The organism is Escherichia sp. E2661 (assembly GCF_004745185.1).
GTDB lineage: Bacteria > Pseudomonadota > Gammaproteobacteria > Enterobacterales > Enterobacteriaceae > Escherichia.
Window position 1 is genome coordinate 74,645 of the sequence record NZ_PDIG01000038.1, and the last position, 15,076, is coordinate 89,720.

General features: G+C 52.7%; 12 protein-coding genes and 2 pseudogenes. 4 read left to right on the forward strand and 10 right to left on the reverse strand.

What is annotated here, in order from left to right:
• Positions 1-8: 8 nt before the first annotated feature.
• Complete coding sequence (gene sodB / locus CRI63_RS21140) at positions 9-590, reverse strand: superoxide dismutase [Fe] (protein WP_135487735.1); 582 nt, start codon at positions 588-590, stop codon at positions 9-11.
• Positions 591-717: 127 nt separating this feature from the next.
• Positions 718-1,549 (reverse strand): annotated as a pseudogene (mepH, locus tag CRI63_RS21145) (peptidoglycan DD-endopeptidase MepH).
• A 334-nt stretch (positions 1,550-1,883) separates the two neighbouring features.
• On the opposite strand from mepH, the gene grxD reads away from it, so the two are divergent.
• Positions 1,884-2,231, forward strand: a complete 348-nt coding sequence (gene grxD, locus CRI63_RS21150; RefSeq protein WP_000108172.1) for a monothiol glutaredoxin 4 — start codon at positions 1,884-1,886, stop codon at positions 2,229-2,231.
• A 48-nt stretch (positions 2,232-2,279) separates the two neighbouring features.
• Here grxD and CRI63_RS21155 read toward each other — a convergent pair whose 3' ends face one another.
• The 5 genes from CRI63_RS21155 to nemR form a co-directional block, all read right to left on the reverse strand.
• The gene (locus CRI63_RS21155) at positions 2,280-6,884 is read right to left on the reverse strand and encodes an ATP-dependent helicase (protein WP_135520686.1); all 4,605 of its coding nucleotides are present in this window, start codon (positions 6,882-6,884) and stop codon (positions 2,280-2,282) included.
• A 92-nt stretch (positions 6,885-6,976) separates the two neighbouring features.
• Positions 6,977-7,624: a ribonuclease T gene (rnt, locus tag CRI63_RS21160; RefSeq protein WP_001282281.1), complete on the reverse strand. Its 648-nt coding sequence runs from the start codon at positions 7,622-7,624 to the stop codon at positions 6,977-6,979.
• A gap of 102 nt (positions 7,625-7,726) precedes the next feature.
• The gene (gene gloA, locus CRI63_RS21165; RefSeq protein ID WP_001237796.1) at positions 7,727-8,134 is read right to left on the reverse strand and encodes a lactoylglutathione lyase; all 408 of its coding nucleotides are present in this window, start codon (positions 8,132-8,134) and stop codon (positions 7,727-7,729) included.
• An 80-nt stretch (positions 8,135-8,214) separates the two neighbouring features.
• A complete protein-coding gene (gene nemA / locus CRI63_RS21170) occupies positions 8,215-9,312 on the reverse strand; it encodes an N-ethylmaleimide reductase (RefSeq protein ID WP_135520688.1) in 1,098 nt (365 codons plus the stop codon).
• Positions 9,313-9,348: 36 nt separating this feature from the next.
• Positions 9,349-9,948: a DNA-binding transcriptional regulator NemR gene (gene nemR / locus CRI63_RS21175; protein ID WP_135520690.1), complete on the reverse strand. Its 600-nt coding sequence runs from the start codon at positions 9,946-9,948 to the stop codon at positions 9,349-9,351.
• Positions 9,949-10,050: 102 nt separating this feature from the next.
• Between nemR and CRI63_RS21180 the strand changes: the two genes are divergently transcribed.
• The 3 genes from CRI63_RS21180 (at position 10,051) to sodC (ending at position 11,836) form a co-directional block, all read left to right on the forward strand.
• Positions 10,051-10,290: a DUF1289 domain-containing protein gene (locus CRI63_RS21180; RefSeq protein ID WP_000840482.1), complete on the forward strand. Its 240-nt coding sequence runs from the start codon at positions 10,051-10,053 to the stop codon at positions 10,288-10,290.
• Between the two features lie 48 nt (positions 10,291-10,338).
• Positions 10,339-11,235, forward strand: a complete 897-nt coding sequence (locus tag CRI63_RS21185; RefSeq protein ID WP_130218984.1) for an aldo/keto reductase family oxidoreductase — start codon at positions 10,339-10,341, stop codon at positions 11,233-11,235.
• A 79-nt stretch (positions 11,236-11,314) separates the two neighbouring features.
• Positions 11,315-11,836, forward strand: coding sequence for a superoxide dismutase [Cu-Zn] SodC (gene sodC, locus CRI63_RS21190; protein WP_135405856.1), 522 nt, complete (start codon positions 11,315-11,317; stop codon positions 11,834-11,836).
• Here sodC and CRI63_RS21195 read toward each other — a convergent pair whose 3' ends face one another.
• The 3 genes and pseudogenes from CRI63_RS21195 to CRI63_RS21205 all read right to left on the reverse strand — a co-directional run bounded on the left by CRI63_RS21195 (position 11,837) and on the right by CRI63_RS21205 (position 14,946).
• Positions 11,837-13,849, reverse strand: a complete 2,013-nt coding sequence (locus tag CRI63_RS21195; protein ID WP_135520692.1) for an FUSC family protein — start codon at positions 13,847-13,849, stop codon at positions 11,837-11,839. It abuts the gene before it with no gap.
• A pseudogene (locus CRI63_RS21200) lies at positions 13,849-14,707 on the reverse strand (HlyD family secretion protein). Before CRI63_RS21200 ends, CRI63_RS21195 begins: the two are co-directional and overlap by 1 nt.
• Before the next feature lie 2 nt (positions 14,708-14,709).
• The gene (locus CRI63_RS21205; RefSeq protein WP_130208178.1) at positions 14,710-14,946 is read right to left on the reverse strand and encodes a DUF1656 domain-containing protein; all 237 of its coding nucleotides are present in this window, start codon (positions 14,944-14,946) and stop codon (positions 14,710-14,712) included.
• Between the last annotated feature and the right edge of the window lie 130 nt (positions 14,947-15,076).

The following is a 15,076-nucleotide window of genomic DNA, read 5'->3' on the forward strand; positions in this document are numbered from 1 at the left end:
ATCAGTTATTATGCAGCGAGATTTTTCGCTACGAATTCCCAGTTCACCAGCGCCCAGAAGTGCTCCAGATAGCCAGGACGCGCATTGCGATAGTCGATGTAATAAGCGTGTTCCCAGACATCAACGGTCAGCAGCGGGGTCGCATCGGTGGTCAGCGGAGTACCAGCATTAGAGGTAGAAACGATAGCCAGTTTGCCATCGCTGTTTTTCACCAGCCAGGTCCAGCCAGAACCAAAGTTTTTGATCGCAGCGTCAGTAAACTGTGCTTTGAAATCGGCAAAGCTACCGAAAGATGCGGCGATAGCTTCAGCGACTTTGCCAGTCGGTTCGCCACCAGCGTTCGGTGCCAGGCAGTTCCAGTAGAAAGTGTGGTTCCAGACCTGAGCTGCGTTGTTGAATACGCCACCTTCAGAGCTGCGAATAATCTCTTCCAGTGATTTACCTTCAAACTCGGTGCCTTTAATCAGGTTGTTCAGGTTAGTGACATAAGTCTGATGATGTTTGCCGTAGTGATACTCAATGGTTTCCACAGAAATGTGCGGGACCAGAGCGTCTTTAGCATATGGTAGTGCAGGTAATTCAAATGACATTGCTACTCTCCTTTATTATTCATTGGTATACGCACAATAGCCTTATTGTGAGTACGGATAGGGTAGCAAATTAAAAGGTGATACAAAAGATGAACTTACCCTGTTGCCGTAACAACAGGGTAAAGTTTTAGCGAAGTGTTTTTGGGGTCATTACCCGACGAGCGCCAACGTAGTGACGTTGCCAGTAATCTTCACTTAACGACGTGATTTGAATTTCCTGGCCACTGCGTGGTGACTGAATAAATTTACCATTGCCAACGTACACGCCTACGTGATCGGCAGTCCCACGCCCTTGCGTGCGGAAAAAGACCAGGTCGCCGTTTTTCAGTTCACTGCGATCGATAGGTGCCGCATCGCGCAGGTGATACATTTCGTTTGCCGTGCGCGGAATACGGATCTTAACCAGGTCTTTATAAGCGTAATAAACCAGTCCACTGCAATCAAAACCGGTACGCGGTGAACTCCCGCCCCAACGATATGGCTTGCCAATTTGCTGCATCAGTTTATTCATCGCCACTTTAGTGGCTTTCTGAACTTTGGCTTTGTGCGCGTCGGCAATAGTGCCAGGGGCGGCATTTTTGACTTTCACGCAATGTGACTTATTGCCCTTACGTTTGGTGCACTTTTCCGTAAAGCTGGCAGACGCCGTTTTAGTGACAACATTTTTGCTGCGAGTTTTCGCGTTTTTAGAAGCGGTAATGGAGGATTTTTTAACGGAAGAAGCGGTTTTGCTTTTGGTCGTACTTTTACTGGCGACTTTTTTTGGCGGTTTTCTGACTGGCTTTATTATTGGTCTTTTTGGTGGTTGCCGTGCTTTTCTTTTTATCTGCTTTTTTGGTGATATGAGTGGTAGCAGAACTCTCCCTGGCTTGCTTGGAAGCATAGGCCATAGGCATTAAAGGCAGGGTGGTAAAAAGTAAAGCACAGAGCGTGATCGAAATACGGTTTATCCGCGCCACTGAGCGTCCCTCTGTTAAGGCAGGTCTATCATGCCTGCGTCTGATTTACAAAACTTGATGATTCTAATGCATAGAAGAAGGGAAAGTTAATAGCTTTTATTGTTAAAAAATACGTTTCGTCGGCGAGCGCAAAAAAAAGCAGCAGTGAAAGCTAAAAATGGTCACAAATACGCCAGCTTGCAGCGTGGCAGAGAAGAAACGAATATTTGAAATGCAACAAATAGAGCAAAGGGATAAAATAGCAAAAGCGTGATGAAAATGTTATTTTCCGATGCCGCACTGACCCGCTACAATGTCAGATTACTGCCGTAAAGAAGTTTGAGGAAGCAAGACAATGAGCACCACTATCGAAAAAATCCAACGCCAGATTGCTGAAAACCCGATCCTGCTGTACATGAAAGGTTCACCGAAACTGCCGAGCTGCGGTTTCTCTGCCCAGGCAGTCCAGGCGCTTGCCGCTTGTGGCGAACGTTTTGCCTACGTTGATATCCTGCAGAACCCGGACATTCGTGCGGAACTGCCGAAATATGCGAACTGGCCGACTTTCCCACAACTGTGGGTTGACGGCGAGCTGGTAGGCGGTTGTGATATCGTGATTGAAATGTATCAGCGTGGCGAACTGCAGCAGCTGATCAAAGAAACTGCTGCTAAATACAAGTCTGAAGAGCCGGATGCTGAATAATCCGTTTCGCAATACTGACGGATGCTAACAGGCATCCGTCAGTGCTTTTTATCCCCAATCCAGCCCTTGTGGCGAACTTGAAAATCCCGCCTCACGCAGCAGCGTAAACATCGGCGTTTGCCGGACCGGTTGGTCATTCACTTCTGTCAACGTAAACCGTAGCCGTGGTTCTCGCCGTAACGCGGTGGTTAGCGCCAGTAAAACCTCCGGTGGTAATAATTCATCTTTTTCCTGCCAGACCAGCATTTTTTTGCCACCTTGCGCCAGATAAATCAATAATTTGCCGCCAGAAATGACCACCAGCGCGCCTGCCCGACGAGTCGGAACCAGCGTCGCCGGATGTGCAGGCCAGGGTAGCAGATTCCCCCACAAATTGGCCGGATCGTTGGCACTAAGGGCCACGGGCATATATTGTCGCGTCTGCGTGGCATGGGGCGTCAGGTCGCGCAGACGGTCAATGGTCTGGCGATCAGCAAATTGTGCACCACCCAAACCTTCAACAAATCGACCCCGCATAATTCGCCCGGAATCTTCCATACTGCGGCAAAGCGTTTGCATCGACGGAAACCCGCCAGGAATATTTTCAGCAATCACCGCCTGACGGCTGATGATTCCGTAGCGGTCGAGCATATTTTCCGCCAGCGCCAGCATCCTTTCGGTATCGTTTAGTGGCTCCACCTGCAATAACGACCAGCGTCCAGCCAGCTTTGGTGTGTTGTAAGATACCAACGGCATAGCTGACGGTGCATAAACCGGACGTCCACGACGTACCCGACTACTGCGGCGAGTGGTCGGACTACTGCGGGTAAGGGCGCGCAACGGTGCCCAAATATCACTGGTGATGACGCCTTGCCAGACCAGTTCCCAAAGCGCCTCTTGCAGGGCTGAAGGATCTACTGGCTCGCCGATTTTCTCGCCTGTTCGTTGGCTGATTTGTTGCGCAAACCAGGCGCCCCCGTCAGTCAGAACCGCGATAATTGCTTGCTGAAGCGCTGAACGTTTCGCGTGATCATTTTCTGCAGGAATATACGATTCGGCGGCATATTCCTGTAAATGCAGTGCCACCAGACCGTCATCCTCGCCGAGCTTTTTTTGCCCCGACCAGATAACCGTACCTGTTGCCAGCAGTTCATCGAGCATTTCTGGCGAGTAATCGCGTACGCGGGCGGGCAGGATCTGGCTTTCCCAGAGTGAGGCGGGTAAACCGACACCAGCAAGCTGTTCGATAACCCGCATGACGCCATCCACGCCTTCATAAACGCCTGGCGATGTTGAGGCAAAGAGTGCCGGGCTACCATCGGTGGCGGGGAGCACGCCCTGACGTTCCAGCAGCAATCGTGCATAGGCAATGGCAGGTACCGGACGCGTAGCTTCTCTGGCAGCCTGCAGGGAACGTAAACGCAAACGACGAAAAACTTCATCGCTCACCCAGATGTCTTGTTGCAAATTCATCACCAGCCCCTGTTCGCGCAAATGATGAAGTTGCTCTTCGACAATGGCAATACCGAGGCTAAACTCATGAGCCAGTTGTTCAGCCGTGACCAGAGCATGAGCCCGGAGATAGCGCAGAAAGAGATCGCGAAGCGGGTAATTGACTCTATGCAAATAAATCTCTGGCAGAGACTCTGGTAGTCGTACGCCGAGGGCATCGCGCAGCCTGGCGGCATCATCCATACAGGCAAAACGCTCCTGTCCGCTAATCATCGCCGGGAAGATTCGTTTTACTGCAAGAAGATTTTCCAGATACGACGCAACCTCTTCACTGCTGCCTGTATGCCGTTGCGCCAGGTCTTCAACGGTCATTGGCCCCAGTTCGCGCAGTAGGTCGAAAAGACCTTCTTCACCTTTCGCTCTTCTGCCGGGGGCCAGCCGCTGTAACTCTTCTTCCACCTGACGAATGATCTGCGGGTCGAGTAATTCCCCCGGATCAACCTGACCGAGTAGATTACGCAGTAACTCGCTGTCCAGCGACAGTACGGATGCCCGGCGTTCTGCCAGCGGGGCGTCGCTCTGATACATAAATTCCGCCACATAACCGAACAATAAACTGGCGGCAAAAGGTGAGGGCGTCGCGGTGGTGACATCGGAAATTTGAATTTCGCCACTGTTCAGGCGACGCATCAAACGTTCCAGAGCGGGAAGGTCATACACATCCTGCAGGCATTCACGCAGAGTTTCGAGAATGACAGGAAAATCCGGATAACCCTGGGCGATTTCCAGTAACTGGCTGGCACGCAGCCGTTGTTGCCAGAGCGGGGTGCGATGGCCCGGCGTGCGGCCCGGCATTAATAATGCCCGCGCGGCGCATTCGCGAAAACGGGCGGCGAAAAGTGCCGAGTTGCCCACCGCCTCGCGGACAATTTGCAGCAACTTTTCTGGTTCAAACAAAAAAACCGCGGCGTCAGGCAATTTACCATCGGTGTCAGGAATGCGGGCGACAATACCGTCATCGCTGGCGACTACCGAGGCATCAGCGCCCCATAGCGCATGCAGTCGCCCGGCAATCGCCAGCGCCCACGGTTCATGCACTCGTCTTCCATAGGAAGAGTGTAAAATAATGCGCCAGTCGCCAATCTCATCACGGCAGCGTTCGAGAACCAGGTGGCGGCTTCCAGGGACAACGCCCGTAGCGTTACGCTGTTCGTCAATCAGCCCCTGAATATTGGCGAGTGTATTTTCTTCTGCCAGCCACGGCGGGATATTTCCGGAAAAGAACGCGCCATCCGCCAGCAAATGGAGAAAATCGCCGATCATTTCCCCCAATTCAGCGGGGCGTCCATTACCTTCGCCACGCCAGAAGGGAAGTCGGGCAGAGCGACCTGGCGCAGGTGTCACAATGACCTGATCGCGGGTGATTTGTTGGATCCGCCATGAGGTAGCGCCGAGAGTGATGATGTCATTCACTCGCGATTCATACACCATCTCTTCATCCAGTTCGCCCACCCGCCGCGAGCCTGTCTGTTCTTCACCTTCGGGTAATAACACACTGTACATGCCACGATCCGGAATGGTGCCACCGCTGGTAACAGCCAACAGCTGAGCGCCAGGTCGGGCGGTCAATATCCCCGTCTCCCTGTTCCAGACCAGTTTTGGTCGAAAAGCAGAAAAATCGCCAGAGGGATAGCGCCCGGAAAGCATATCCAGCGTGGCGTCAAAAACGCGTCTTGGCAGATCTTTCCACGGTGCCGCGCGACGCACCAGAGCATACCATTCCTCCACCTGTAAGGCGTCCATCGCCGCGGCGGCAACGGTTTGCTGCGCAAGGACGTCGAGTGGATTATGCGGTGGCGTCAGGTTTTCCAGCCTGCCTGCAAACATACACTCGACAATGACGGCGGAATCGACTAAATCACGCCGGGTACGGGGGAAAAATAGCCCTTTAGATACACCGCCAACCTGATGTCCGGCGCGACCAATGCGCTGTAGCCCGCTGTCGACAGAAAGCGGCGTCGCCACCTGAATCACCAGATCCACCGCGCCCATATCAATCCCCAGTTCGAGACTGGAAGTCGCGACCACACAGCGCAATTCGCCTGATTTCAGGGCTTGTTCGGTTATCGCCCGTTGTTCTTTGGAGACGGAACCGTGGTGCGAGCGGGCAATGAAAACGTCGCTACTTTGTACGCGGTTAGTGGTTGCGCCGGAGGTCGACTCGAAATGAGTGGCGTCTATGGCGATGGCCGGGGAGCGCTGCAATCGTGCGGCGTAAAGCTCATTCAGCCGTGCCGTCAGTTTTTCTGCCAGCCCGCGTGAATTTGTAAAGACGATGGTCGAGCGATGGCGCAACACTTCATCAAGAATGCCGGTTTCAATATACGGCCAGATTGAGCCTTCTCTACCCGCATGGCTGTCTTCCCCGGTGCTGCTGGCTACCGACGAGATATCATCCATATTGGCGACCGGTACGACAATCCGTATCTGCGGATGGCGCATTGCGGGCGGGTTGACAACAGTAACCGGACGATCGCCACCAAGAAATGCTGCCACATCGCTGGCTGAGCGTACAGTCGCGGAAAGGCCAATTCGCTGTGCTGAGGTGTGTAGCAGCGCATCGAGCCGTTCCAGGCTTAACGCCAGATGCGCACCGCGTTTGCTTCCCGCGACCGCGTGGACTTCATCAATAATCACCGTTTCGACGCCGCGCAGCGTCTCGCGTGCGCGGGAGGTCAGCATCAGATAGAGTGATTCGGGCGTGGTTATCAGAATATCCGGCGGATTGCGGGTCAGTTTGCTGCGTTCCTGCGCGGGCGTATCGCCAGTCCGGATGCCCACGCGGAGGTTGACTTCCATTTCGCCGCGCCGCCGCCGTTCCACTGCAATGCCTTGTAACGGGATCTGCAAATTGCGCTGAACGTCGGTGCCTAAGGCTTTAATCGGTGAAATATAGAGGATGCGCGAGGTTTTACGCTTATGCGCCTCGCTGGCGTTGTCTCCGCCTTCGCGGAAGAGCTGATCGAGGGCATAGAGAAAAGCGGCCAGCGTTTTCCCTGAGCCAGTCGGTGCAATCACCAGCGCATGTTCACCTCGTGCCGCCACATGCCAGGTTTGCGACTGGACAGCGGTCGGCTGTTTAAAGGCGCGAAGAAACCAGTCGCGGGTCGCCGGTGAAAACACGTCCGGCAGGGGCGATGAAGAGTTTGGATTATCTGCCATTAACGCTATTCCCCGTGAATATCATGCATGATGCGTGGAATAGCCTCACTATAGATGCCTGAATCATTGCATGTCATCAGGCATCGACTCGATTACACCTCTTCGGCGGCAGGCAGCGGCCAGCCTCCCAGACGTTTCCAGCGATTGACGATTTCACAAAACAGCACAGCAGTGCGTTCGGTGTCGTACAACGCGGAGTGCGCCTGGGTGCTGTCGAAGTCCATACCCGCGGTCTGGCAGGCTTTTGATAATACGGTTTGTCCGAGTGCCAGCCCGGCCAGTGCCGCGGTGTCAAAAGTGGCGAAAGGGTGGAATGGGTTACGTTTCAGTGAGGCGCGTTCTGCGGCGGCCATCATAAAGCTGTGATCAAAATTGGCGTTGTGCGCCACCATAATGGCCCGGTTACAGCCGCTCGCTTTAATGCCTTTACGTACAACTTTAAAAATTTCGTGCAGCGCCTCGTATTCGCTGACCGCGCCGCGATCGGGATCGTTCGGGTCAATGCCGTTGAAGGCGAGGGCCTCTGGCTGCAAATTTGCGCCGACAAATGGTTCGACGTGGAAATGTAATGTGGTGTCCGGCATCAGCCAGCCTTGTTCATCCATTTTCAGGGTGATGGCGGCAATCTCAAGCAGCGCATCGGTTTTGGCGTTAAATCCGGCTGTTTCAACATCGATCACAACAGGATAAAAACCACGAAAACGGTCGCACAGACCGGTAAGTTGAGCGTTATCGGACATCTGATTCTCTTAATACGGATAAATTGCAGCGCGCATTATGACAAATATTACTTGTCGATGCAGTAAAGATGCGGGCGCGATGAGTTCGCGCCCGGCAGGAGATTAGTTGCCCAGACCGCGACCGGCGTCTTTCTCTTCGATTAATTCAATTTTGTAACCGTCCGGATCTTCCACAAACGCGATAACCGTAGTACCGCCTTTGACCGGACCCGCTTCACGGGTGACGTTACCCCCGTTCTGACGGATTTTTTCGCACGCTTCAGCGGCGTTATCTACGCTAAGCGCGATGTGACCATAAGCAGTGCCGAGTTCGTATTTATCCACGCCCCAGTTGTAGGTCAGTTCAATCACCGCTTCTTCGGTTTCCGGGCCGTAGCCAACAAACGCCAGTGAGTATTTGTATTCCGGGTTTTCGCTGGTTCGCAGCAGTTTCATGCCCAGTACTTTGGTATAAAAATCGATGGAGCGTTGCAGATCGCCAACGCGCAGCATGGTATGAAGAAGACGCATCTTTTTATCCTCAAAATGGCTAACAGATTCAAAATGTTGTTTTAGTATAGCGGCGGCTTTACGCCGCTCGCAATGTTGGATTATAGCGTCGGGTAATCGGTATAGCCTTCCGCGCCGCCACCGTAGAAACTTTCGGCACGTTGTGGGTTAAGCTCGGCTTTGCGCTGCAAGCGGGCGACCAGATCCGGGTTCGCAATCCAGTCACGACCAAATGCCACCGCATCAATTAACCCTTTGCCAATCAGCGTTTCGGCTTTTTCTACCGTGTATGCACCTGCGCCGATAATCGGACCGTGGAAACGGGCGCGTACTTTTTCGCGAAACGCCTCGGTATACGGTTTGCCGCCTGCCCAGTCTGGTTCTGACATATGCAGGTAAGCAATGCCGCGTTTGCCCAGTTGTTCAATCAGATACAGCGCATCGGCTTCTTCATTCGGGCCGTTATCCGTATTCTGGAACGTACCGATTGGCGAAACGCGAATGCCAATGCGATCGGCTCCCCATTCTTCAATCCCGGCATCAACGACTTCCAGCACCAGACGTGCGCGATTTTCCACGCTGCCGCCGTACTGATCGGTACGATGGTTTGAAGAAGGGGAAAGGAACTGATGCAGCAAATAACCGTGAGCAGAGTGGAGCTCCACCAGATCAAACCCGGCTTCACGCGCGTTAGCGATGGCCTGACGGAAATCATTGACGATACCCGGAATTTCTTCCAGTTCCAGTGCCCGCGGCATGGATGTTTCAACACGGATCGCCTGACCATTTTCATCGCGCAGGGAAGTACGTGTTCCCGCGCTAAGTGCTGAAGGTGCTACCGGTGCCTGGCCGCCAGGTTGCAGGCTGGCGTGAGAAATGCGTCCGGTGTGCCACAGCTGTACGGCCATATGACCATTTTCAGCATGAACGCCAGCGGTGATTTTTTTCCATGCGGCAATTTGCTCCGGGCTATGGATGCCTGGCGCGCCTGCATATCCTTTTGCCTGAGCGGAAATTTGCGTAGCTTCGCTAATAATTAAACCAGCACTGGCACGTTGGCGATAGTATTCCGCCATCAACGGGGTAGGGATGTCACCCGGTTCAATACTGCGCAGACGCGTTAGTGGTGCCATAAAAATACGGTTTGCCGCCGTGATCGCGCCCACTTTCAGTGGGGAATACAGTTTTTCAGATGACATAAAGGCTCCCGGTCGTCTGGTGATAAAAAATGCCTGCTAAACGGCAGGCGTCGCAATAATGTTTTTTACATGTGCCAGCGCGTTTTCCAGTGGTTCGGAATTGCGCGAAATTTTGGCCTGCAGATTCGCACCCAGCCATAGTGCGTAAAGCACTTGCGCCTGTTGCAGCGGTTCGCCACAAAAGGTTAAACAATGGTTCTCACGGCCATTTTCCAGCGCCTGCGAGAGCAGGTCGATCACGCTGCGAGCACCTTTATCCATCGCGCTGCGCATATCTTCTGACAGATCGCACACTTCGGCAGAGAGTTTTACTGTCAGGCAACCACTGATGGTTCCGTGTTGGCAAAACTGGTTCAGCGTCTGCTGGTAATAAGCCAGTATGCGGTCGCGGTAGTTACCTTCGCCGGATTGCAGTAACTCTGTTAGTCGCTGGTGGTATGCTGCGTAATGACGTTCAAGCATGGCAACGCCAAACGCTTCTTTAGAGCGAAAGTAGTGATAGAAGGATCCTTTCGGCACTTCAGCGGTCTTCAGTAATTCGCTTAATCCCATCCCGGTGAATCCACGTTGCAGGCAAAGTTGCTCACCCGTCGCCAGGAGGTGTTCGCGAGTATCATGTTCGGTGTGTTTGTTCATGCGTTGGAGTGTAGTAGACCAGTCGGTCTAGTGCAAGCAAAGTTGCTACTTTGGGCATTAAGAGCTTCAATAGTGGTAATAATCTCATTTCAGGAGGGCGAAGTGGCGGAGCAACTAGAGTTCTTTCCCGTCCAGAGCCCGTGCCGGGGAATTTGCCAGTCTGATGAGCGCGGATTTTGTCGCGGCTGTTTTCGTAGCCGGGATGAGCGTTTTAACTGGAATAAAATGAGCGATGGCGAAAAACAAGAGGTGCTGCGCCTTTGTCGCCAGCGGCTGATGCGTAAATTACGCGCAAATAAGCCAACGTCATCAGATGAACCGGAGCAACCATCACTCTTTTGAGCATAATCTTGCGTATACTCCTCTCATATCTGATAAGAGGAAGCGATTATGGTTCAGCGTATTACTATTGCGCCGCAAGGCCCGGAGTTTTCCCGTTTTGTGATGGGCTACTGGCGACTGATGGACTGGAATATGTCTGCCCGTCAGTTGGTTAGCTTTATTGAGGAGCATCTGGATCTCGGCATTACCACCGTGGACCATGCTGATATATATGGCGGCTATCAGTGTGAAGCGGCGTTTGGCGAGGCGCTGAAGCTGGCGCCTCATCTGCGTGAACGGATGGAAATCGTCAGCAAATGTGGCATCGCAACGACCGCGCGTGAAGAAAACGTCATTGGTCATTACATCACTGACCGCGACCATATTATTAAAAGCGCCGAACAGTCGCTGATTAATCTCGCGACCGATCATCTGGATCTGCTGTTAATCCACCGTCCCGACCCGTTAATGGATGCCGATGAAGTGGCGGATGCGTTTAAACATCTGCATCAGAGCGGCAAAGTGCGCCATTTTGGCGTCTCCAACTTCACGCCTGCGCAATTTGCCCTGTTGCAATCACGCCTGCCATTTACCCTTGCCACTAATCAGGTGGAAATATCCCCGGTGCATCAGCCGTTGCTGCTGGATGGCACGCTCGACCAACTGCAACAACTGCGTGTTCGTCCGATGGCGTGGTCGTGCCTTGGTGGTGGACGTCTGTTCAATGATGATTTTTTCCAGCCGCTGCGTGATGAACTCGCTGTGATAGCCCAGGAATTAAACGCGGCCACTATTGAGCAGGTTGTTTATGCCTGGATATTACGTCTGCCGTCGCAACCGTTGCCGATAATTGGTTCCGGTAAAATTGAGCGCGTACGGGCTGCTGTAGAGGCAGAAGCCCTGAAAATGACGCGTCAGCAGTGGTTCCGTATCCGTAAAGCTGCATTAGGTTACGACGTACCGTAAGCACTTTTAGGATTAGCCTCCGTTCAAATATGTGTCACTGGTTTACACTTAACGGGTATGCACAATGAACGGAGGTCCTATGAAGCGTTTTAGTCTGGCTATTCTGGCGCTGGTTGTTGCGACCGGCGCACAAGCGGCCAGTGAAAAAGTCGAGATGAACCTCGTTACGTCGCAAGGGGTTGGGCAGTCAATAGGTAGCGTAACTATTACTGAAACCGATAAAGGTCTGGAGTTTTCACCCGATCTGAAAGCATTACCCCCCGGTGAACATGGCTTCCATATTCATGCCAAAGGAAGCTGCCAGCCAGCCACCAAAGATGGCAAAGCCAGCGCCGCGGAATCCGCAGGCGGGCATCTTGATCCACAAAAAACCAACAAGCATGAAGGGCCGGAAGGTGCGGGACATTTAGGCGATCTGCCTGCGCTGGTGGTCAATAATGACGGCAAGGCGACCGATGCCGTTATTGCGCCTCGTCTGAAATCACTCGATGAAATCAAAGACAAGGCGCTGATGATCCACGTTGGCGGCGATAATATGTCCGATCAGCCTAAACCGCTGGGCGGTGGCGGTGAACGCTATGCCTGTGGTGTTATTAAGTAGTTAAGAGGCCAGCGTACCTTGCGGCGGTGCTTGCTCAAGTTGCGAAAGCGAGCAGTACAGCCGCCAGACTATCGCCGCCAGCTCACGGGCGGCAGGCTGATGATGCCGGGCAAGGCTGTCGCAAATCCGCTGTAATTCTTCAAGTGTGGCTGCCAGCGATTTTTGCTGAACGCCACGCTCACTCATCACTCCCCGCAACAGCGAAATACAGTTATCCCGCACTTGTGATAACGGATCAGAACGCGACTCCCACTCGCGTAATTGCCAGACAACATGCGAACAGTTCAGTAGCACCACTCCCCAACGTAATAACCAGCGGCGCGCCAGCGCATCCTGGCTGTTGCTCAACTGACTGACGTGATGATAAGTGAGCGATTCAAATTCGCTTTCACTCAGTGTTGGATGGCGGCTGAGTTGATCGACAAAATCCCGGCGCAGCGCGCGAATATGACGACGGCTTTTACGAGCATCTGATCCTGGACGCAGAATGGCAAACGCTAACCACGCCAACGCCACGCCAACGATTTTCGCCAGATTATCGTTAAGAAAATCAGCAAAATCATACACCGGGGGATTAGTGACAGCGATAAACGATCCCATAAAAACAATCAGTTGCCCCCATAATGCAGCTTGTTTTGGCAATTGTATTTTGAGTAGCTGCATCGTTGCCAGCAGGGGGAAAAGAAACAGCAAAAATTGCCACAGCTCACTAATTTGGACCATCAGGCCAAATTTAACTACAAAGCTAAAGAACGAAAGCAATACCAGCGTGCGCATCAGCAGTGACAACGACTTAAACGGTGCTGCGACGGCGGAGTAAAGGACGCAGCTAATTGCAGCCAGGGTTAATGCATTGGCTCCGGCATCCCATTGCGAGGCAATACTCCACGCACCAATCATCACCAACGTACAAAATGTCCGAAGCCCGCTCCACATGGCTTCTGCATTATCGGTATGACGTGCCAGCCCGGACGCGCGAGGGCGTCTGGTTTGATCATCTGCGCCGCTTTGCAGACGATGTAATTCCTGACTACTTTGCAGATAAAGGCGGCAAAAATAACGTAGTCGCTGCCAGAAAGCGACGTGCCGATAGTCAGCCGAGTTCGTCAGGCGTAGCGGGGCAATAATGCGTGCGACGGTGTAAAAATCCGTTTGCCCGCTGGCGAGGGCCGTTAGCAACTGTTCAAGAATTTCCCGTATAGCACCAGGGGGTGATGGCCAGTTGAGCAACATACGCCGCAAGCTCGAAATGACGCTGGTCATGCGTAATTGCTGGTGGAGTAACGCATTGAGGCGCGCGTTTTGCTGGCGGAAGCGATAGTGGCTCCAGAAAGCCTGGATACGCAGTAAATTCATGGTCAGTATTTGCCCAATCACCCCTTCATGTGCGGTACGAATGGCATCGGTTGTTTCAGGCTGCCAGAGTAAACTGGCATGTTCCAGTAAACGGGCGTGCATGTTTTTCAATGCGGTTAAAAGGGCAGTGGCATCGGAAGTGCTCGGCAGAATCATCATCATCATCCCACCGCAGAGAATACCGACGATCACTTCGCAAACGCGCGCCTGGGCGATGTCCCACAACTGGCTTGCTTCAGTGATATTGACCATCGGGAAGGCGATGATGGCAGCCGTGTAGCCCGCCAGTTGAAACGCATAGGCCACGTTATTCGTGAAATGCGCGCAGGCCCAGGTACAAAAACCAAGCCATGCCGACATGCTCAACAGGAAGAACCACGGTTCGTTGAGAGTATGCCCGGCAAGGATTAGCGCCGCGATAGCCCCCAGCAAACTGCCAGCGATGCGCCCCAGGCTTTTGCTGATGACACCGCCAACTGTCGGAAAGCTCACTACCGCGGCTGACGTCATCGCCCAATAGGGCTCGTCCAGATTTAAATAATAAGCAACAGTCAGCGCCAGACACATGGCTAGGGTATTGCGCAACGCGTAGCGCCATTGTGCCAGCGTGGCCTTAAACCAGGGCAGATTGCGCAGAGACCATGACCAGGCGTTCATTACTGACCTACTGCGATACTACAGGTTGTGCCGGATACCAGCGTGACATCGCCGGGAACATTATCAAGGGCAAAGCGAACCGGGACGCGCTGGGCGAGACGAACCCAGGGAACGTTAGGTTTAACGTCTGGAATCAGGCTGGAATCGTTTTCCACACTCTGATCATAAATTGCCCGACCGATACTGGAGACGTGACCCTGTAACGTTTTTGTTGTCGCTATAGAGCGTAATGTGTGCTGGTACACCGTCACGGATATGCCGCAATTTGGTTTCTTCAAAATAACCAATGACGTAAAACGAGTGGCTGTCCACCAGGGCAAACAGCGGTTTTCCTGTGTCGGCGTAGTCGCCGATGCGGGTAGTGAGGTTGGTGACCCATCCGCTGACCGGGGCGCGAATTTCCGTTTGTGCCAGTTGCCATTGTGCCTGTTTCAGCGTTGCTTGTGCGGCATCGACACTGGCCTGCATCGCTTTAACATTGAGGTTTGCCGTATCCAGTTCTTCGGCAGAGATAAAATTTTGCGAGAGATGACGGCGGCGATTGGCCTCATTATTGGCTCTGGCAAGATCAGATTGCGCTTTCGCCAGTTGGGCCTGGGCATTCAGTTCGGCAATCTGGAAGGGTGTTTTATCGATAGTGAACAGAATATCGCCAGCGTTAACCAACTGGTTGTCTTTTATATTCATCTCAACAATACGTCCGGACACTTGTGGGGTGATAGCGACCTGTTCCGCGCGTATTTTGCCATCCCGCGTCCACGGTGACTGCATGTAATAGTTCCAGAGCCACCACCCGGCGAGAACGGCAACTACTGCTACAATTATTGTTGAGAAATACTTAATGGTTTTAATTGACATAGTTACCACGCAATCAATATTGCCAGGGCGGAGCATACGCAGATCGCAAACAGCGACAAATCCATTAACAAGGGATGCCAGATGTCGCCTGCGTAGATCCAGTCGCGAAGCAGGCGGTGCAGGACAAGCCAGACGACGAATCCAAGCGCGAAGGCTTTGAAAAACGGAGGAAAGTAGACGGATGCACCGAACACCAGATCTTGTAGGGGCAATCCTGTTGCACTATGCATAAACTTCACAAAATAGATTCCTTTGAGGCTGAGTTTATTGCTTTAGATTAATAAATATTGTTTATGTGAGAGAAAATTACTCGCTATTTCTGAAAAGCATGTCTGACGGTAAGCAAATGCAGCAATCCATTTGTTTTAG